Annotated in this window: 17 protein-coding genes; 13 read left to right on the top strand and 4 right to left on the bottom strand. The window is 52.1% G+C overall.

Annotation, left to right across the window (positions count from 1 at the left end; translation table 11 throughout):
- Nucleotides 1-7: 7 nt before the first annotated feature.
- From E3E27_RS06780 to E3E27_RS06760, 5 genes are read left to right on the top strand one after another with little or no spacing between them, the layout of a single operon-like run.
- Nucleotides 8-1,138 (top strand): ABC transporter substrate-binding protein, encoded by a 1,131-nt coding sequence (locus tag E3E27_RS06780; protein WP_167774079.1) that lies wholly within the window; start codon nucleotides 8-10, stop codon nucleotides 1,136-1,138.
- 2 nt (nucleotides 1,139-1,140) lie between these two features.
- Nucleotides 1,141-2,187 (top strand): iron ABC transporter permease, encoded by a 1,047-nt coding sequence (locus tag E3E27_RS06775; RefSeq protein ID WP_167773943.1) that lies wholly within the window; start codon nucleotides 1,141-1,143, stop codon nucleotides 2,185-2,187.
- The gene (locus tag E3E27_RS06770; RefSeq protein WP_167773942.1) at nucleotides 2,180-2,953 is read left to right on the top strand and encodes an ABC transporter ATP-binding protein; all 774 of its coding nucleotides are present in this window, start codon (nucleotides 2,180-2,182) and stop codon (nucleotides 2,951-2,953) included. Before E3E27_RS06775 ends, E3E27_RS06770 begins: the two co-directional genes overlap by 8 nt.
- Complete coding sequence (cobN, locus tag E3E27_RS06765) at nucleotides 2,950-6,708, top strand: cobaltochelatase subunit CobN (RefSeq protein ID WP_167773941.1); 3,759 nt, start codon at nucleotides 2,950-2,952, stop codon at nucleotides 6,706-6,708. The genes E3E27_RS06770 and cobN overlap by 4 nt, the downstream gene beginning before the upstream one ends.
- Nucleotides 6,684-8,609, top strand: a complete 1,926-nt coding sequence (locus tag E3E27_RS06760) for a VWA domain-containing protein (RefSeq protein ID WP_167773940.1) — start codon at nucleotides 6,684-6,686, stop codon at nucleotides 8,607-8,609. The genes cobN and E3E27_RS06760 overlap by 25 nt, the downstream gene beginning before the upstream one ends.
- Before the next feature lie 63 nt (nucleotides 8,610-8,672).
- Here E3E27_RS06760 and E3E27_RS06755 read toward each other — a convergent pair whose 3' ends face one another.
- Nucleotides 8,673-9,857: a hypothetical protein gene (locus E3E27_RS06755; RefSeq protein WP_167773939.1), complete on the bottom strand. Its 1,185-nt coding sequence runs from the start codon at nucleotides 9,855-9,857 to the stop codon at nucleotides 8,673-8,675.
- A 208-nt stretch (nucleotides 9,858-10,065) separates the two neighbouring features.
- Between E3E27_RS06755 and thsB the strand changes: the two genes are divergently transcribed.
- From thsB to E3E27_RS06725, 6 genes are all read left to right on the top strand, one after another.
- Entirely contained in the window at nucleotides 10,066-11,703 is a 1,638-nt protein-coding gene (gene thsB / locus E3E27_RS06750; RefSeq protein WP_167773938.1) for a thermosome subunit beta, read from the top strand.
- Between the two features lie 304 nt (nucleotides 11,704-12,007).
- Nucleotides 12,008-13,003, top strand: a complete 996-nt coding sequence (locus tag E3E27_RS06745) for a hypothetical protein (RefSeq protein WP_371731566.1) — start codon at nucleotides 12,008-12,010, stop codon at nucleotides 13,001-13,003.
- A 44-nt stretch (nucleotides 13,004-13,047) separates the two neighbouring features.
- On the top strand, nucleotides 13,048-13,227 hold the full coding sequence (locus E3E27_RS06740; RefSeq protein ID WP_167773937.1) for a hypothetical protein: 180 nt from the start codon (nucleotides 13,048-13,050) through the stop codon (nucleotides 13,225-13,227).
- Nucleotides 13,228-13,719: 492 nt separating this feature from the next.
- A complete protein-coding gene (locus tag E3E27_RS06735; RefSeq protein WP_167773936.1) occupies nucleotides 13,720-14,514 on the top strand; it encodes a hypothetical protein in 795 nt (264 codons plus the stop codon).
- Between the two features lie 33 nt (nucleotides 14,515-14,547).
- Nucleotides 14,548-15,255: a hypothetical protein gene (locus tag E3E27_RS06730; RefSeq protein ID WP_167773935.1), complete on the top strand. Its 708-nt coding sequence runs from the start codon at nucleotides 14,548-14,550 to the stop codon at nucleotides 15,253-15,255.
- Nucleotides 15,256-15,531: 276 nt separating this feature from the next.
- The gene (locus E3E27_RS06725; protein ID WP_240910680.1) at nucleotides 15,532-16,077 is read left to right on the top strand and encodes a hypothetical protein; all 546 of its coding nucleotides are present in this window, start codon (nucleotides 15,532-15,534) and stop codon (nucleotides 16,075-16,077) included.
- Nucleotides 16,078-16,094: 17 nt separating this feature from the next.
- On the opposite strand, the gene E3E27_RS06720 is transcribed toward E3E27_RS06725, so the two are convergent.
- Nucleotides 16,095-16,682, bottom strand: coding sequence for a hypothetical protein (locus tag E3E27_RS06720; RefSeq protein ID WP_167773934.1), 588 nt, complete (start codon nucleotides 16,680-16,682; stop codon nucleotides 16,095-16,097).
- A gap of 3 nt (nucleotides 16,683-16,685) precedes the next feature.
- On the bottom strand, nucleotides 16,686-18,665 hold the full coding sequence (locus E3E27_RS06715; protein ID WP_167773933.1) for an IGHMBP2 family helicase: 1,980 nt from the start codon (nucleotides 18,663-18,665) through the stop codon (nucleotides 16,686-16,688).
- A gap of 90 nt (nucleotides 18,666-18,755) precedes the next feature.
- Here E3E27_RS06715 and E3E27_RS06710 point away from each other — a divergent pair, with 90 nt between their 5' ends.
- A complete protein-coding gene (locus E3E27_RS06710) occupies nucleotides 18,756-19,025 on the top strand; it encodes a ribbon-helix-helix domain-containing protein (protein WP_167774078.1) in 270 nt (89 codons plus the stop codon).
- 23 nt (nucleotides 19,026-19,048) lie between these two features.
- Nucleotides 19,049-19,378: a type II toxin-antitoxin system PemK/MazF family toxin gene (locus E3E27_RS10815; protein ID WP_167773932.1), complete on the top strand. Its 330-nt coding sequence runs from the start codon at nucleotides 19,049-19,051 to the stop codon at nucleotides 19,376-19,378.
- A gap of 83 nt (nucleotides 19,379-19,461) precedes the next feature.
- Here the strand turns inward: E3E27_RS10815 and E3E27_RS06700 are convergent, their stop codons facing one another.
- The gene (locus E3E27_RS06700) at nucleotides 19,462-19,764 is read right to left on the bottom strand and encodes a hypothetical protein (RefSeq protein ID WP_167773931.1); all 303 of its coding nucleotides are present in this window, start codon (nucleotides 19,762-19,764) and stop codon (nucleotides 19,462-19,464) included.
- Between the last annotated feature and the right edge of the window lie 252 nt (nucleotides 19,765-20,016).

Genomic DNA, 20,016 nt, shown 5'->3' with positions numbered 1-20,016 from the left:
GAGCACGATGAAATTCCGCGGAAAGGTGTTTTCTCTGCTTTTGGTCGGCGTTTTATTCCTTGCCGTCGTGGCGAGCGGCTGTATAAGCGGCGGGACCGCCACGACGACTACCACCCCGTCTCCCTCCAGCCCAACGGAGACGGCTTCGTTCCCAACAACCACCACTGCCGCTCCCAAGTACCCGATAACCGTCACGGACTTCGCGGGGAGGACCGTCACCATAGATAAGCCGCCCGAGAGGGTGATAGTGCTCTCCAGCTACTGGGCGGAGATACTCTGCATCCTCGGCGTCCAGGACAGGATAGTCGGCATAGGCAAGTACGTCCCCTACGACCCCTACCTTCCGGATGATGTGAAGAACAAGACCGTCGTTGGCAGCAACTTCAAGGGCCTCAACTGGGAGACCGTCGTCGGCTTAAATCCTGACCTCATAATAATCGACTGGTACGGCGGCAAGTACGCCGACGCCGAGACGATACAGAAGGCGGAAGAGCTCGGCATACCCGTTATAGCGCTCACTGCTAAGACTGTTGAAGATAATATAAAGGTTGTTAAACTCCTCGGAAAGGTCTTTGGCAAAGAAAAGAAGGCCAATGAACTAGCCAAGTGGATGGAAGAGAAGCTCAGCGCCGTGAAGAAAACCGCCGCCCAGATTCCAGAGAGCGAGAGGAAAAACGTCCTCCTCATAAGCGCCCCCAATGACATTTCAGGTCCAATCACTGTCTATGCCAACGGAAGCGCGTGGGCGAGCATAGTGGAGCTCGTCGGCGCTCACAACTTGGCTTTTGACAAGAAGTTTGACACACCTTGGCCCAAGCTTGACCTCGAGAAGATAATTGCCTACTGGGGCAACGACACGGACGTTTTAATTGTGACGTCATTCAGCCAGGACAAGCTTGACAACGCCGTGAACGGCATTAAAAATGATCCAAGATGGAGAGAAATTAAAGCTGTGAAGGAGGGCCATGTTTACGGAATTTTGGCTGGCTCCAAGGGCTACCTAGACTGGGGTCCGAGGATAATAGTCGGCCTCTACCAGATGGCCAACATAGTCTACCCAGACCGCTACCAGAGCTGGGAGTCGGTCAGGGACGAGCTGATTGAGAAGTTCTACAGCCCGTTCTACCAGGGTGGGTGAGCATGAGGAAGGCCCTTCACCTTTCCTTTTTGCTCTCCCCGGTTCCTGCCCTCATCGTAAGCCTGTGTATAGGGACCTATCCAATTCCTCCTTCCGCCGTCGTGAGCATGGTGCTCCTTAAAGGAGCTCAGCTTGTCTCCGAAGTTTTGAAAACTTTAACCCTTGGAAAGATATCCTTCTCCGTCACGATTCCCTACCCGAGCGTTTACCAGACCATACTCTTTGAGATACGCCTCCCCCGCGTCCTGATGGCCATGCTCGTCGGCTCGGTCCTTGCCATTTCGGGCGCCGTCCTGCAGGCCATATTCAGGAACCCTCTAGTCAACAGCTACATCCTCGGCATCTCTTCCGGGGCTGCCTTTGGCGCGGCTTTGGCTATAGGCCTCTCCGTTGGCGTAGGGGTGACTCCTTCAGCGTTCGCCTTCGCGCTCCTCGCGGTCTTCATAACGACCTCGCTGGCGAGGGTCGGCGGGAGGATAACCCCGGTCTCGCTCGTTCTCGCTGGAATCATAGTCAACGCCTTCTTTTCAGCTTTAACGTCCCTCCTCAAGTTCCTCATGGAGCACGACAAGCTGGCGAGCATCGTCTACTGGCTCATGGGGAGCTTCGCCAACTCGGACTGGGGCTCGGTCAGGGTGGCCTTCCCGGTGATCCTCGTTGGCTGTTTCCTGATATACTCAATGCGCTGGCAGCTGAACGTGCTCTCCTTCGGTGAGGAGGCTAAAATCGTGGGTGTCGAGACCGAGAAGCTGAAGTTCGTCTTCATAGTTGTCGTCTCCATGATAACTGCTGTCTCCATAGCCTTCTGCGGTATAATCGGGTGGGTCGGGCTGATGATACCGCACATAGTCAGGATGGCCTTCGGTCCGGACCACAAAACCCTCATACCCCTGACGATAACCCTCGGAGCTTCATTCATGGTCTTAGCCGATACGCTCGCGAGGTCTGTGGCGACCTACGAGATACCGATCGGTATAATAACGACTCTCCTTGGAATTCCCTTCTTCGCTTACCTGCTCAGAAAAACGGGCGGTGGATGGGATGCTTGAGGTCAGGGGCCTGTCGTTCAGCTACGGTGATTTCGGCATCGAGGGGGTCACCCTCGAGGTGAAGGAAGGGGAAGTCGTGACTCTCCTCGGCCCCAACGGGAGCGGGAAGACCACCATACTGAAGGTCATCTACGGCCTGCTGAAGCCCAAGGAGAGGTGCGTCTTCATTGACGGGCGGGACTTCCATGAACTGCCCATCAGGGAGAGGGCCAAGTTGGCCGGCTACGTCCCCCAGTCCCACACGCCGCCCTTCCCCTACACGGTCCTGGACGTGGTCGTCACGGGTTTAGCTTCCCAGCTCGGCCCCTTTGAGAGCCCGAGAAAAGAGCACTACGAGAAGGCCCTCGAAAAGCTCAGGCTCCTCGGACTCGAGCGCTTTAAGGATAAACCTTACACCCAGCTGAGCGGCGGTCAGATGCAGCTGGTTCTGATAGCGAGGGCCCTCGTCCAGGAGCCGAGGGTTCTGCTCCTCGACGAGCCAACGGCTCACCTTGACTTCAAGAACCAGGTCAAAGTCCTCGGGATAGTTAAGAGACTCGCACGGGAGGAGGGCATCTCGGCCATCATGACGCTCCACGATCCCAACTTGGCCTCTCTTTACTCCGACGGGATAGCCCTCGTCAAGGAGGGCAAGATCAGGGCCGCCGGGAGACCGCATGAAGTCCTGCGCGAGGAGATGCTCCGTGATGTCTACGGTGTCCCTGTGTGCGTCCTTGAGTTCGGCGGCTTCAGGCTCATACTCCCCAGAACGGAGGTGATTCAATGATATGCTTCATCTTAGGATACGGCGCGAGGCCCCTGCCCCTGCTGAGGGAGATACTTGAGGAGGAGAGAATAGATGGGCTCGTGCTCACCGACCAGAACTGCGAGAGAGAACTGGATAAAGTAGAAAAGTCGGATGTAATCTTCATCTACGCCCACGAGCTTCCTGGAATAGTGGAGAAGAGGATTAAAGAAAGCAAAGCCAAAGTCATCGCCTGCGCCGGCCTGGAAAGCCTGACTACCGTCCCGGAGGAGGTTCTGATAAAGGCCAAGACCTACTACGTCCTCGGAGGCGAAAAGAACCTGAGGAACCTGGTCAGATTCCTTGCGAGCCTCGCTGGAGCGGAGGTCGATCACGAAGATCCCCAGGAGGTGCCGATGCACGGCATCTATCACCCTGAGCTGGGCTTTTTTGAAAGCCTGGACGAATACCTGAAAGCCTACGGGAAGGAGCCCCTCATTGGAGTTCTCTTCTGGAGGAGTGCCTGGCTTTACAAGGAGTTCAGACCAATTGGGGAGCTCATCAGGGCCCTTGAGGAGGAAGGCTTTGGGGTAGTCCCGGTCTTCACCTACGGAAAAGACTCAAGGACGGGGCTTGGAAGGGAGAAGAGCGAGGCCGTTGAGGAGTTCTTCATGAAGGATGGAAAGCCGGTTGTAGAGGCTCTCGTGAGCTTAATCTCCTTCGGCACGGTCGAGCTGAAGAACCTGCAAAGGCTCAACGTCCCGGTTTTTGCTCCGATAAGGTCCTACTACCAGTCCGTCGAGGATTGGAAGAAAAGCGAGAAGGGCGTTGACTACATGACTCAGGTCTATGGGGTGATAATTCCGGAAGTTGCGGGTGCAATTGAGCCGATTTTCATAGCCGGAACCAGAAACATTGAGGGCTACAAGAAGGGCGAGCCCTATGAAGAGCACATGAGGTACCTGGCCAGAAGGGTGAAGAAGTGGGTCGAGCTCAGGAAGAAGCCCAAGGATGAAGTTAGGATAGCAATCGTTTTGATAAACCCGCCGTGCAAAGGCCTTGAGGCGAACGTCGCCGTTGGCCTCGGCCTGGACGTTCCCGAAAGCATCGTTAGACTTCTGCACAAGCTTAAGGAGGAAGGCTACTACGTTGGCGAAGATTTGCCAAAGAATGGGGAAGAGCTGATAAAACTAATTTTGAAGAGAAAAGCGATAAGCGAGTTCAGATGGACAAACGTTGAGGAGATCGTCAAGAGCGGCGGGGCGATTGACTTCGTGGGCCTGGAGGAGTATCTGGAGTGGTTTAACGAGCTTCCGGAGGATTTGAGGGAGAGAATCATCAAGGACTGGGGAAGACCTGAGGATGTCCTGGCTGGAAAAGTTGACAAAGCGCTGGTTGGTATGGTCCACGACGGGAAGTTCGTCGTCCCGGGGATAAGGTTCGGGAACGTCTTCATAACCCCCCAGCCCAAGTTCGGCTGTGCCGGGGCCAGGTGCGACGGGAAAGTTTGTAGAATTTTGCATGATCCAAGGATAGTCCCTCCGCACCAGTGGTGGGCCGTTTACAGGTGGATAACCAGGAAATTCAAGGCTGATGTAATGGTTCACTTCGGAACCCACGGCTACCTTGAATTCAGGCCCGGAAAAGGCGTCGGGCTCTCCCCTTCATGTGTTCCTGAAGCCTCTTTGGACGACGTTCCTTACCTCTACGTTTATGCTGTCTCCAACCCGATGGAGGGCGTTATTGCCAAGAGGAGAGGCTATTCAACGCTGATAGACCACATCTACCCCCCGATGGGAATGGCGGAGGTTCTGGACGATTTGGACTCCCTCCTGACGCAGTACGCGAAGGCAAAGGACCTGGGGGATGAAGCGAGGAGAAGGAAGATTTACGAGCAGATTCTTGAGAAGGTCAAGGAAAACAAGCTGAGAATAGCGAACCCTGAAAATGAAGAGCAGACGATAGAGGAAATACACCGCTACGTTGAGCTGATGAGGGGCTCCCAGATAAACCTCGGCCTTCACATCTTTGGATATCCACCAAACGAACCCGAAAGATTGGCAGAATACGTTGCCACTGCAATGGCCTATGACTCTTATGCGTCCCCTTCGATTAGGCGCGTTATAGCTGAAGCAATAGGGTTGGACTATGATGAGATAAGAAAGAATCCCTTGGGAACTACAAACGGGTTCACGAACAGGGAGCTTCTGGATATTTTCCACAGGATAGCAGTCAAGAGCCTGGAGCGTTTGCTTAAGGGAGAAAGCTTTGAAGTCATTGCAGAAGAGATTGAGAAGTTTGGATTTAAAGTCAAGAAGAAAGAAAAGTTTGAAGAAACGTTTAGAAAAGCCCTAGAAGTTGCAGAGAAAATAATTGAGTGTAAAAAGGAGCATGAAGGATTCTTGAAGGGACTGAAGGGAGAATACGTTGAACCCGGCCCCTCGGGCGCGATAACGAGGGGAAAGTTCGAAATTCTGCCAACGGGAAGGAACTTCTATGCAGTTGATCCAAGGACTCTGCCGACTAAAGCGGCGTGGCAGATAGGGGTTGAAACTGCAGAGAAGCTCCTAGAGGAATACATGAAAAAGCACGGAAAATACCCGGAAAGCGTCGGACAGGTTCTCTGGAGCATAGATGGCTATAAGGCGGATGGAGAGCAGATAGCCCAGATTCTGTACCTGATTGGAGTCCGGCCGGTTTGGAAGGGGGACGTGGTTGCCGGGCTTGAAGTCATACCTCTGGAGGAGCTCGGAAGGCCGAGGATTGATGTTCTGGTTAGAATAAGCGGAATCGTGAGAGACACGCTGCCGAACTACATCTACCTGATTGATGAGGCCATAGAGAAGGTCGTTACGCTGGATGAACTCCCGGAAATGAACTACATTAGAAAGCACTACGTTGAGCACATCAAAAAGCTCATTGAGCTCGGAAAGAGCTTTGAGGAAGCACAGAGGTTCGCAAGGTTTAGGGTTTTCTCGGCCCCACCGGGTGCCTACGGGGCTGGGGTGAATTTAGCGGTTGAATCATCGGGCTGGAGGAGTAACGAGGACTTGGCCAAGGTGTGGATTCAGTGGAGCGGCTACGCCTACGGAAAGGATACCTTTGGCGTTGAAGCATACGATTCGCTGGTCCTGAGCCTAAAAGAAGTGGACGTAATCAACAGAAACCACATAAGCGACGAGCACGACCCGACGAACTGCTGCTGTTATTTTGCCCATCACGGAGGATTCAAGGCCGCAGTTGATGCCCTGGCCGGCAAGAACGCTGAAGTAGTTCAGACGGACACGAGGGACATAAGCGATACCAAAATCGTTGACATGAAAGTTGAGCTTGAAAGGGTCGTCAGGGCAAAGCTCCTCAACGAGCGCTGGATTGAGGAGATGAAGAAGCACGGCTACAGGGGAGCGAGCGAGTTCTCCAAGAAGATCAACCACCTATACGGCTGGGAGGCAACGACGAAACTCGTTGAGGACTGGGTTTTTGATGAGATAGCAGGGAAATACGTTCTGGACGAAGAGATGAGGAGATGGTTCGAGGAGCACAACCCCTACGCCATCGAGGAGATCGCGAGAAGGCTGATTGAAGCCTATGAGCGCGGCCTCTGGGAGACGAGCGATGAAGTCATTGAAAGGCTCATGGAGGTTTATTCGGAAATTGAGGGAATCCTGGAGGAAAGCCTCGGTGAAGGGGAAATTCAGGGCGGGACGATTGAAATTTACACGGCTGAAGACGACAAACACTGGAGTGAAAACATGAGGGAGGTGGAGGGAATATGGAGCCTCGTGAAAAACGATTAGTCTTCCCGTTCTCTGCAATAGTCGGGCAGGAAAAGGCCAAGCTGGCACTGCTGGCTGTGGCTGTTAATCCGCTGATCGGTGGTGTCTTGCTTAAAGGAGATAAGGGAACGGGGAAATCAACCTTAGTTAGGGCTCTGGCCAACGTTTTGCCGGATATTGAAGTTGTGGCTGACTGTCCCTTCAACTGCAATCCAAGGAATCCTTTGGAGATGTGCGACAGCTGCTATGAGAGATATGAAAACGGGGAAGAGTTGCCCATAGCAAAGAGGAAGATGCGCGTTGTGGACCTGCCCTTAAGTGTTACGATAGACAGGCTCGTTGGAACCGTTGATGTGGAGCGCTTTTTGAAGGAGGGCAAAAAAGCTCTGCAGCCCGGAATACTCGCGGAAGCGAACAGAGGAGTCCTTTACATCGATGAAGTCAACCTCCTGGACGACTACATAGCCGATTCACTTTTAGATGCTGCAGCAATGGGATGGAACACGATAGAGAGGGAAGGGATTTCTTTCAGGCATCCGGCGAGGTTCATCCTGGTTGGAAGCATGAACCCTGAGGAAGGCGAGCTCAGACCGCAGATCCTCGACAGGTTCGGTTTATGCGTTGAAGTTTCAGCACCGATGGATCCGGAGGAGAGGATAGAGATAGTCAAGCGCGTTGAAGAATTCCATGAAGACCCCATAAGCTTCTACAGAAAGTATGAGAGCGAAGAGAAGAAGCTCACGGAGAGGATTGTTAAGGCAAGGGAGATTCTGCCGAAGGTCGAGATAAGCGACGATTTGCTGAAGCTTTTGGCTGAAACGGTCGTTAACCTGGGAATCAAAACCAACAGAGCTGAGATAGCCACGATAAAGACGGCCAAGGCAATAGCCGCCCTGAACGGAAGGAGAAGGGTCTCACTGGAAGACCTAGAAAAAGCCATAGAATTAGCTTTACCGCACCGCCTGAGGGACAGGCCGTTCCAAAAGCCACCCCAGATGAGGCCCCCAAAGCCCAAGGACGATAGCAAGCACAATCACGACCACAAAGGCGACCATAAGCATGAGCACAAGAAGGAAGAAAAAAGTGAAAGGAGAAACCAGGAGTCTCGAAGTCAGGGGATTGGAAATTTAGAGCAAAATTTTCGCTCAAACGAAGCTAGAATCCCGAGGATAGAGAGCAAAAACTTTGATGGAGGTGAATTCACAGGATACCGCTCCTCGAGGGACGTCAGCGTCACGGTGATAAACTTCCCCAAAGGCATTCCAGTTTCGTACCTTCCACCTGTCAACGGCAGGATTAAGGACGTTGATTTCTACAACTCTTTGGTTTGGGCAGTCTTAAATGGCAAAAGGCCCCCAATAAAGCTCGATTCAAATGATATCCGCGTTAGGGTCAGGAAGGCAAAGGCACCAATGCTCTGGGTTTTGCTCTTGGATTCGAGCGGAAGCATGGCCGTGCAGAAGAGGATAAGCATCGCGAAGGGGATAGCGGAGAAATTAGTTGAGAACGGCTACATCAAAAAGTCAAAGATGGCCCTGATCGTTGCGAAAGGCAATCAGGCGGAGATATTCGTTCCACCCACTAAGAACTACTGGGAAGTGCTTGAGAAGATAGAGAACGTTCCGACTGGAGGGAGGACGCCTTTAAGCTCCGCCCTCTACAATCTTCTGCTCTTGGCGAACAGGGAGAGGATGAAGGACAGGTCGGTCAAGGTGAGGGCTTTTCTAATAACCGACGGAAAGGCGAACGTGCCGCTCTTTGGAAAGAGGATCAAGGAGGAAATAACGGAGCTGGCCAGAGCGCTGAAAAAGAGGGATATTGAGCTCACGGTTTATGACACGAGAGGAAGGGGAATAAGCCCGGGCCTGTCCTACGTCCCCATCCTGGAGCGGGTTGCTGGGGCGAAGGTGCACAAAGTTTAGTCTACCTAAAAGCCATCAGTTTTTTAGTATCTCACTAAAAACAAAGTAGAAAAGGGAAATACTTCATCCACTGTAAATGTGGAACTCCACGTATCCTTCAGTGGTGTAGTCCCACCAAAACAGGGTCTTTTTCCCATACTTTGCCCCATAGTGTTCCACCCAGTCCATGGGAGAGCCTTGGGGGACCCGAATCGTTGCGCCTGGCTCTATCTGGTAGGTTGAAGAGCCCACGGGTGCACCTTCGTCAACGTTATGCCACCATTTAGCCAGCTCTAGGTAGTAGTCGCTTTGATCATATACGACGACATCAGGTAGAGTATAGCTCCAAGAAAGCGAGGCGGAGATTGATGCACCATCTTCACCTGCGGAGACGCCAATTGAAACCCCAACCGTGGTGGAGCCAACGGTTGTGGTGGGAGCATAGTCTGAAAGGAAGTAGTCACTGTTATAATAGTCAGCGTCTATCCACGTGTACATATCAGCAGTTTTCCAGCCGGAGTCCCAGAGATACTCTCCCGGAACAGACTGCTGCCTGACGTGAACGCTGTACCAGTCGTAGGTATACGAACCATCGTTGGAGAGTTTGTAGTATAATGATCTAACGTTTAACCTACCGTAGGGTTCCCAGAGATCAACAGTAGAGAAATCCAGCTGGTATATCTGAGTCCAGTCCCCAGTGGACTCTATGCTCACATCAAGAGTTCCTGCGTTGGAGGGCATGTTGCGAACTGCCCATCTGTATGCTTCTTCTACGGCTCTTCTCCCGGGATCTGGTGAAATAAACACCTTTGTCACGAGTACGCCCTCACTCAGGGGATACACTATGTAACCACAGACTGTCTCTCCTTTTATGGGCCTGCCATCAGGTGTTTTGCCACCAATAATCTCAGGTTTGAACTGGTGAGGAAGTAGTGACTTTATGACTTCTGTGTGTCCATTTACTACTATTATGGGAATCCCTCTAAGAAGTTCGTCTTTTAGGCTTTCCTTAGTCTCAGGATGTTCGGCAACATAGGGTCCATCAACGATTAGTATGTGCGCTTCTTTGGGAATCCCTTTCTGGAAGGGATGGATATTTTCAAAGACTCCATAAAGATCGCGACCGAGATAATACACAGGTACGGTATTCTTTATCGGCTCTTCCGTCCCAGCATTTTGGGGTGAAGGTTCGGAGGCAAAAGCGCCCGCTGCTGCAAGTCCTACTACAAATAACCCCAATAGTATGCTAAAAATTTTCTTTTTTATCATAGCACTTTACCTCCGAATCTTCAAGTTATTATATATAAATTTTTATATAAACTTTTCGGATTATAATGACTTAATTTTTTTGCTATTGGCGCTACTAAATCATACCGAAAAATTTATAAATAGTTCAAAGGAACGATAAAGCGGAAGCACAAGTTGTAACTAAAACCTCCCATTCCTCAAAAACAAAAGCGGGAGGGGGTGAGGGGAGATGGCCCAGCTCGCTGGACAGCCGGTTGTTATTCTGCCCGAGGGAACCCAGAGGTACGTTGGAAGGGACGCCCAGAGGCTCAACATTCTGGCCGCTAGGATAGTCGCCGAGACCATAAGGACCACCCTCGGTCCGAAGGGTATGGACAAGATGCTCGTGGACAGCCTCGGTGACATCGTCATCACCAACGACGGTGCCACCATACTCGATGAGATGGACATCCAGCACCCCGCTGCCAAGATGATGGTTGAAGTCGCCAAGACCCAGGACAAGGAGGCTGGTGACGGTACCACCACCGCCGTTGTCATCGCTGGCGAGCTTCTCAGGAAGGCCGAGGAGCTCCTCGACCAGAACATTCACCCGAGCATAGTCATCAAGGGTTACGCTCTCGCTGCCGAGAAGGCCCAGGAGATACTCGACGAGATAGCCAAGAGCGTTGATGTCGAGGACAAGGAGATACTCAAGAAGGCCGCGGTCACCTCCATCACCGGTAAGGCCGCCGAGGAGGAGAGGGAGTACCTCGCCGAAATAGCCGTCGAGGCCGTCAAGCAGGTCGCCGAGAAGGTCGGCGACAGGTACAAGGTGGACCTCGACAACATCAAGTTCGAGAAGAAGGAGGGCGCGAGCGTCCGCGAGACCCAGCTCATCAAGGGCGTCGTCATCGACAAGGAGGTCGTCCACCCCGGTATGCCCAAGAGGGTTGAGAACGCCAAGATCGCCCTCATCAACGAGGCCCTCGAGGTCAAGGAGACCGAGACCGACGCTGAGATAAGGATCACCAGCCCGGAGCAGCTCCAGGCCTTCCTTGAGCAGGAGGAGAAGATGCTCCGCGAGATGGTCGAGAAGATCAAGGAGGTTGGAGCGAACGTCGTCTTCGTCCAGAAGGGCATCGACGACCTCGCCCAGCACTACCTCGCCAAGTACGGCATAATGGCCGTTCGCAGGGTCAAGAAGAGCGACATGGAGAAGCTCGCGAAAGCTACTGGCGCCAAGATCGTCACCAACGTCCGCGACCTCACCCCGGAGGACCTCGGTGAGGCCGAGCTCGTTGAGCAGAGGAAGGTCGCCGGCGAGAACATGATCTTCGTCGAGGGCTGCAAGAACCCGAAGGCCGTCACCATACTCATCAGGGGCGGTACCGAGCACGTCGTTGACGAGGTCGAGAGGGCGCTCGAAGATGCTGTCAAGGTCGTCAAGGACATCGTCGAGGACGGCAAGATCGTGGCAGCTGGCGGTGCTCCGGAGATCGAGCTGGCTATAAGGCTTGACGAGTACGCCAAGGAGGTCGGCGGCAAGGAGCAGCTCGCCATCGAGGCCTTCGCCGAGGCGCTCAAGGTCATACCGAGGACCCTCGCGGAGAACGCTGGCCTTGACCCGGTCGAGACCCTCGTTAAGGTCATTGCCGCCCACAAGGAGAAGGGCGCCAGCATCGGCGTTGACGTCTTCGAGGGCGAGCCGGCTGACATGTTCGAGCGCGGCGTCATCGCCCCGGTCAGGGTTCCGAAGCAGGCCATCAAGAGCGCCAGCGAGGCTGCGATAATGATCCTCAGGATCGACGACGTCATCGCCGCCAGCAAGCTCGAGAAGGACAAGGGCGGCGAGGGCGGAGGCAACGACTTCGGCAGCGACCTCGACTGAAGGCTTTGAGCTTTGGCTCTCCTACCTTTTTCTGTTCTCCCGACTTTTGGTTGGAGTTCAAGATTTGGAGTCTTTCTGGAGTAGAGTACCGGTTTGGTCTAGTTGTTATTCAATTTTGGCCTGCTCAGCCGTGTTCTTTTGTTCGCTCTTTTACTCTCCCTTCTTTTGACTTGTTCTCTTCTTGATGCTACGGTTGGAAATTGAAAATTCTACGAAAAAAAAACGGAACTAATTCAAACTTGTAATTGGAAAAGTTTTTAAGGATTTTAACGTACACATGGTGATTATCTCTGGGGGTGTGTCTGTGGACGGTTGGGTCCGGAAGGTTGGTGCTCTGCTCTTGCTTGCTATGCTGTTGAGTCTCCAGTTGGGGACTGTCCAGGAGACCAAGGCTTTAACTGCCAGCAACTCCAGCGTAACATTCCGAAGGACTGTGGTTGCTTGGTACGATGATACTGGTAAGCTTCAGATGAACGTCACGTGGGTGAATAAGACCATTAACTTCGCGAACTTGACTAATGCCTCCTGTGCATGCCACAACTCAAGCTCCTGCAGTGCCTCAAACTTGACTTCAAACTTCAACGTTTCAGTGGTTACGCTTTACAACATGAGCAAAAAGCACGAGCAGTTGTTGTTCTTTGGCATTAGCTTTTATAACAGCACGTTTAACTACACGATGTACGCGCTCGTTTATAAGGCTGAGAGGAGTCAGTACAACTTTACATTAATCACGAGAATATTTACTGACCCGAAGACGGGCGAGTACAGGGTCTTTCTTACTGGGATGAACATCGCACCGAATGATGAGGATAGGGCATTGCCTGTTGGGGATACGATTATTACTGCTGATAACTTGACTCTCTCGGAGTACTACTGGACTCTGAACAAGGTCCTCATGAAGCTCCGCAGGGGTGATGAGACGAGCTGGATTTGGGGCAGGAGTGCTTACGAGTTAAGGCACCTTTCGCACCTCGTGAAACTCAAACTACCAGAATACAACCAAGAGAAAGCAGTGGGAATGACAGTAGCGATGGACGGGGTTATGTGCACGATATGCAAATATGTATATAGAGGCGCTTGTATAGTGGGATGTGGGGCAGGAACTGCAGTAATATGTGGAGTGGCATGTGGTGGATTGTGCGCTAGCTGTGTTTCGATAATAACTTGTCCAGCATGCTTAGCATGTACGGCAGCTTGTGGTGGCATTGCCGCTGCGGTTTGCTATGTCATTGACATATATGGATGTAGTGTGTATCCAGATTTCGCTTGTTGGCAGGCTGGATATTGTCCAGCCCCATGAAGTCTATTTATATATTTTTTGTATTTAAGTTAGGGGGTGAGTACATGGGTGGACTCCAGGCTGGATATTTAAAAACGTGGATATTGATGGGGGCGATTGGAGGTGCCGTTGGGTTATTAACAGTATCAAGGATCATGGGGCAAAAGTTCCCTGCAGTTGTTTATCTTGGGTTCGTCATTGGGTGGAGTGTTGTGGGTATTGGGTTATTTAAAGCCAAGAAATGACTCTGATACTGATTCCTCGACATCGGGGCCAACGCTCGGCTCGTCCGGGAAGTAGAGCATCACATGGGTCGAAGAACATTCCAGCAGGGCTTTCCTGACCATACCCCTTAGAGCGTGAACATCGGCTCATCGGTGTAGTCTATTCCAAACTCCTGAACGGCATTAGTCACGCTTTAGAAGGTGCGTCAAACAGGCTCAGTCTATTGGAGGTTCTCCAGAAAAAGGCGAAAGAATCAACAGGAGTCCTCACGAGACAACTACCTCAACTGGGCTAGCATTGTAAAAGGAGGAAGTTGCTCTGCTGGATGTTCAGAGATACTAAAGAGAATTTGTGCAAGTAGATGTGGAATATTGGGAAGCGTTTGCGCGGATGCCTGTGCAGCAGTTTTTGCTCCAATGATTTGTCCCCAGATTTGTGATACTATATTCTCATAGTCTTGAGCCCCTCATTTTTTAATTCTCCAGAATCAGAGCATTGTGGGGGATTCAAAAATGAAATTCGGAAAAAGGTCGGTAATGGAGGCTGTAATAGTTCCACTGGTGGCGTGGGTAGTTATATGGTTGTTTCTCTATATTCGCCCAACATCTGGTATTCAGCGTGAGAATTTCAACGTTTCCTGGCTGATTACAACGGTGGTTTCCCTATTACTTGTGCTGGCTTTTATTGCCCTTGTGCTCAAAAAGCGCCTGAGAAAAGTGGGTTATACCGACCTCAAATTTAAAGAGCTCCCCCAAGTTCTTGAGAAGGCTGACCCGGAGATTATCAATGATTTGACGTCAGGAATTTTTCGTGCTATTTTAATATGGGGTGCTTTTAGTTCAGGGGTTCTGATTAATGGTCCTAAGAAAGGGATAATACTCGCTATTGACTTTGCACTGGTTTTTATAACTGTCGGGCTCTTGTTAATCATCTCTATGGTGGTATTGCTCATGGACGTGCCTTTGATGCTCTATGAAAGTTTAACTGGAAAACGGCTCTCGCCCATCTTCAAGGAAATCCTGCTGATTTCGCTGGTTTCAGGGGGTTCTCTGGTTCTCCTGAGTTGTATGGCCTCACATCTTGGGGCCTCAGAAATTGGGCTATTCCGCTCTCTCTTAAAATTCTACGTAAACAGGGACTTATACAAGAACCTCCTGTTGCTGTCAGCCTTGAATATCCTGTACGGCCTTGTCGGAATCCTAATCCTGCCTAGAAGGAGAAGGGCTGGCCGTTTAATGCTCCTGCTGATTGCCCTCGCCCTCGTCCCCATACTGATAAAGGTTTTTATCCAACTGCACTCATTGTAGTTCGGATTTATCAAAAAAGCCCCAGTGATAGCTGTGAGGAGAAAAATTATTTTTAAGATCTTCGTTTTTCCTGTGGTGCTCTCCGCGGTGCTGTTTGGCTTCGCCTGGGTGAAACTCGGCGTCATAACCCGTGAATGGGTTCTTAGTACGATCCTTCTTTTTGTCCTCATGGTAGCTTCAATGGTCTTCTTCCTCGCCCGCATTCTAGAGAAGCATGGATACGGGAAAAGTGACATCGGGTACCTAAAGCACGACGTACAGGAATGCATAGCCCATCACCTCATTCTCTGGGGAATTTTCAGTACGTTTCTCGTGGGGTTTCACGATGTCTTCCTTGCCATAATGGCGTTCGTTGGCCTGGCTTTTCTTATGGTAGTGATGTATCCAGTCTTCGCCACGATGGTGGTGTGGATTGTAGCTCTCCCGTTGTACTTTCTCAAGAGTAGAAGAGCAGAGTACGTCTTTGAGGGCATTGGTAAAACGTCCCTTGCCTCAGCTCTCGCAATTCCTCCAATATGGGTCGTCTCCCGTTATTTTGCAACCCAGAACTACCCGAAGGAAATTCTGGAAGTATTCACCGCCGTGGTTGTGAATGCCGAAAAGTTCCTGATTCTCTCAATCCTAAACACCCTGTTTGGCTTTTGGGGGTTTATCTCTCGCGCAGAGTTGGAAGGAGGATTCTTGCGATTGTTCTGCTTTCACTTGCAGTGGCCATGCTCTTCGTCGTCTGGGCATTGTTGAAACGTTAAACGTTGGGGGTGTTTAAGATGAAGCCTGGGCGAAAGTTGATGCTGGAAGCTATACTGGTTCCGTTGGTGATTTAGATGGCTCTGTGGGGGCTGTTCTATTTTCGTCCGCGTGTTCCATCTCAGAAGATGACTATTACACTCTCCGGACTGATAACGGCGGTCGTTTCCTTCTTCATCGCGCTTGCTATAACCCTTCTCATACTCAAAAGGCGTCTTGAGAGTGAGCGTAATTCAAAGTTTGGATTTAGGGAGCTTCTTCGGGTTATTGATGAGACGGACATTGGGGGTTATACAAGATTCAGCAAAGGATATCGCTTTCGTAATCCTGATGTGGGGTTCCCTCAGCACGGCCCTTGTGGATATGGGATTTGAGAGGGGCGTTATTTACGTTATCAACTTTGTTGTGATGTGTGTGATGATTTGTGTTCCTGTGTTTCTGGCAATAGCGGTGCTGTTTATAGACTTCCCCGTCTTTCTCTACGCGCGTTTCGTTGGAAAGGACTCCTCTCCGGGTTCCAGGGAGATTCTCCTTGGTTCTCTCGTCGCACTCATTTCCTTGGTTGCGGTGGGTTTGGTTGCAAATTATTCTGATGTTCGCGTTGAGGCGATACGCCCTATTCTGCATTTCTACAGCGAAGACCCGAGGGGGTATCGGTACGTCCTGTTGCTCTCTGGTTTGAACGTTCTATATGCTCTCTTTGGAATGCTGGTTTATCTCCGGAAGAGAAGGCTCGGCCTTCTAATACTACTGCCCCTTGTCCTGCTCATCGCCTACACTCTGCTGAAGACGCTCATATGGGTTCATTCTCATTAGGTGGCAAAGTGGCGTTGTTATAATTTCCCAATCTCTTCCTCAAGCCTCTTCAGCTTCCCCTTGAAGCGCCTCAGCTGGTCGTTCGCAATGGCGACGATTCTCTCGATGTACGCCTCATCGACCCAGAGCCCCCCGTCCGCTCCGAGCGGGACGTCCATTCTCTCCGTCGAGCGAATCTCAACGAGGAGCTTCCTGTGGCTGACGCTCTTTATGTTGCTGTACTTGAAGCCGAGGCCTATCGCGAGGTTGAGCAATCTAACCGCGTCCTCCATCGTCCTCGCGCCGACGTGAAGAATCGGACTCCTCACGAGGAACCAGAGCTGGCCCTTCTCATGCCTTTCTATGGCATCGAAAACCTCCTCAACGTTAACCTCGCGGTGCCACTTGCCGAGCCAGACGGAATTGACCTTGTCGCCGAAGTCGGGCATCTCCATGACCGAAATCCTGCCTGAGCATGAGCTCGTCGTGAAGTAGTTCTCAAGGGCGTTGAGCTTCTCCAGAAGGGGTATTATGTCCTCATCAACCTTGTTCTCGGCCAAAGCCTTCCTCAGGCCCTCCATTGCTTTATCCTTCTGCTCGTCGAAGTTCTTCGTGTAGAGGAACATTCTTCACACCTCCAGCTCGTTGGTATCAACCACCGTCTCCCGCTCTCTCACGAACTCCACCAGCCTCTTGTAGGTCGCGTGTGCGCTTAGAGTCGAGGAATCGCCTATCAAAATCAGCTTCCTCTTAGCCCTCGTCAGCGAGACGTTCAAGCGCCTCAAGTCCTTCAGGAAGCCGAGCTCCCCACGCTTGTTCGAGCGGACGAAGGAGAGAACGATTACCTCCTTCTCGCGCCCCTGGTAGCCATCGACCGTTTTAACTTCGACTTCCTCGGGCAGGAGCGAGCTTATGAGGTCCCGCTGGTCGTCGTAGGGGGTAATCACACCTATCCACTCGGGCCTAACGCCGAGCTTCAACAGCCTTTCAATCGCCTCCCTAACGAGCCGGGCCTCAAGCGGGTTCTCTCTGCTCTCACTTCCATAGCGCTGCCTCTCGAAGCGGTCCTCCCGCTTGGCTGTGTCTATGAAAACCAGCACATTCTCCGGCTTGAGAACTTTTCCCCAGGGGCCGTTTTCGGGAGCTTTGATCCCCAAGTCAGCGAGCGTTATGTCCCTCACGCTCTCGTGGGCCTCTATCTTTCCACTGTAGAACTCCCTGCTGGGGAACTCCATGAGGCGTTCGTTCATTCTGTACTGGACGGTAAGCATCTCGCTTTTCTCAGGATAGCGCTCGATTAGGCCCTCGAAGAGGGTCTTACTCAGCTCCTTCGCCTTCTCGCTGAGTATCGTTGGTGGCAGCTGCTTGTGGTCTCCAGCCAAGACGAAGCGCCTCGCGCGGTTTATCGGAATGAGCACGCTCGGTATCGTCGCCTGCGTCGCCTCGTCTATTACCGCGACATCGTAGGAGCCGTAGTCAACGACCTCAAGGCCGGCTGAAGAGTTCGTCGTCAGAACGACGTCCGCTTCCCTTATGATCTCCCGCGCTATCCTCTCCTCGAGCTTTCTGGCATCATCGAAGGTCTTCTGAACCCGCTCGTTGAGCCTTATCCACTCCGCCATCTCGCGGATCAGGCGGGCTGGAACTCCCCTCGTCCCGATCCCTTTAGAGGCCAGCCTGAGGATTTCCCTGTCGCTCAGCCCCCGCCTGTACTTTGGAGATGGCTTCGTGAAGGTATCGCGCTTTTCAGCGAGGTTCTGGCCGATGACGCGAAGCTCCCTCAGCTCACCGTAGAGCTCGTGCTGGGTGATGAGGTAAGCTAGGGTCGTCTCGTGGAGATTCTTAGAGACCCTGCTCGGGTGGCCGATGCGCACGACCTTTAGGCCGGAGTTTGCAAGGCGCTCGACGAGGTTGTCCACGGCAACGTTGCTTTCGGCCGTTGCCAGAACCTTGTTGCCCCTCTCCACCTCCTGCCTGATAAGCTCAACGAGAGTCCTCGTTTTTCCTGTTCCGAACGGCCCGTGAATCAGGAAGAAGTCATCGCTACCCAAAGCCCTCGCCACAGCTTTCCTCTGGCTCGCGTTCAGGTTTCTGTCAAAGGGAGTAAAATCGACCTCCCCACTCTCCTCAGGCTCTCTCAAACCGAGGTAGAGCTCTAAGGCTTTCGTCCCGCTCTCGCGGAGGTTCCCGAGGTTCTCAAGCCAGCGCTTGAAGGTTATGTCGTTGGCGTAGAGGTCGAGGCGGACACCTTTGAGCGCCCACTCCGGGACCGTTTCCAAAGCCACAGTTATGAAGCGCTTCCCTTTCTCCACGACCGTCCCGACCAAGTCGCTCTTGAGGGGGTCCCTCTTGCTCACGACCACGAGGTCGCCGACGCTTATCTCGGTCTTTATCTCCCTGTCGCGTCCGTATTTGACGAGGAAGTAGCCAAGCTCCTCGCCGACGACCTTGCCGTTCAGAATGAGGACCGCTCTCCCGACCTTCTCCCTCTCGCGCCCGCTCAGCCTTTTCATCTCGGCTCTCATTGCCTCTATCTCGGCCTTCCTTTCCATCTCGATGAGGACCTTGAGGTGAGAGATAAACTTTGTGAGGGTTTCGTTTTCCGTCATCTTCTTCCCCCTCTGAGCTAGGAGTCTCCTTTTTAAAGGATTGGGAAACCTTTTTATTGTGTCGGACAAATGGAGACATAGGTGGGCAAAATGGCGACAACCGTTAAGGTCTCCGCTAGAATACCCAAGGGACTTGCCGAGAGAATGGACAGGCTTATTGAGGAAGGCTTTTACTCGAACAGGAGCGAGATAATAAAAGAGGCCCTCAGGGATTTTCTGCTCAGGAGAATGTCCATTGAAGATTCCGAGATTAAAGGGTACCTCAGGGCCGTCGAGGAAATCCTCAGGGAGGACTGGGAGAGCGAGGCCGACGAATACTGGGACGATGTTGGGGGAGTTCCCTATGAACCCAAAGGGTGAGCTTTCTCAGTGGGAGATAGTTCTTGTGGGATTTTCCTTTTGTTGATTTGACGAGCCGAAAGCTTCGCCCCGCGCTCGTTGCGTCAAATAAAGAACTCAACCGGATTTCGAATGCCATCGTAGTTCTTCAGATAACGTCTAACCTTAACAGTGGCTTTGCTGAATACAACGTTGGAATCACCGACAGGGACGTTATACGCTACGCCGGGACGAGGCCGTTGAGGCCCAGTCTGATAAAACCGTACGTTGTTTTCACCCTTGAGAAATCCCTAATCAGGAAACGGATTGGCGTTCTCAGAGAAGAAAAAATCCGGGAAGTCAAAGAAGGCCTTAAACGGGTTTTCGGCCTTTAGGGTCAGCCCATGCGAGTGTCCTCACCGCTCGGACGAAACTTCCCTCATCATCCCGGGGGAAGTAGAAGGGAGGGGTTAAAAAGCTAAGCCCTCTCCGATGAAATCACCGAAACTATGTCCCTGTGGAAGGACCTTATGGCTATCATATGCTTCTCCTCAATCCTTCCACAGCAGGCGACCCTCTCGTAGAACCGCTCAAGCTCGTCCAGGAGCCACTCGAGCTGTCCCCTGGCGTTGTCGCTGTAGCCGTTGCCCAAGAGTTTGCCCCTGAGAAACGGCATCACTTCCGACGGCCGGCCGAGAGCGGCCCAGAAGAGACCTTCCTTCAGCACCTCACCTAAAAGCTCCTCAAAACCAAACCTGGCCTCAGCGGAGGGTTTGGCCATCCCCCCTGTTGATACTCTTCGCTTCGGCTTCCATGGCAGTTCACCGAAAAATGTGGTCATCGATGGATATTTTAGTCTTCCGGTGCTTCCCTTGAACGTGTGACTAAATGACGCGGAAAAATGGTAAAAGGTTGAACGGACTGCCTGATTCTGCCCCGAATTTTGTCATATCATCAGGGCTATGACGCCGACGGTGAGCAGCAGCGGCGCCGCGTAGGAGAGTGCTATGACGAGCCTCTTCACCTCGAACCA

This window comes from Thermococcus sp. MV11 (genome assembly GCF_012027285.1).
GTDB lineage: Archaea > Methanobacteriota_B > Thermococci > Thermococcales > Thermococcaceae > Thermococcus > Thermococcus cleftensis.
This window is presented reverse-complemented; position numbering and strand designations above follow the sequence as displayed.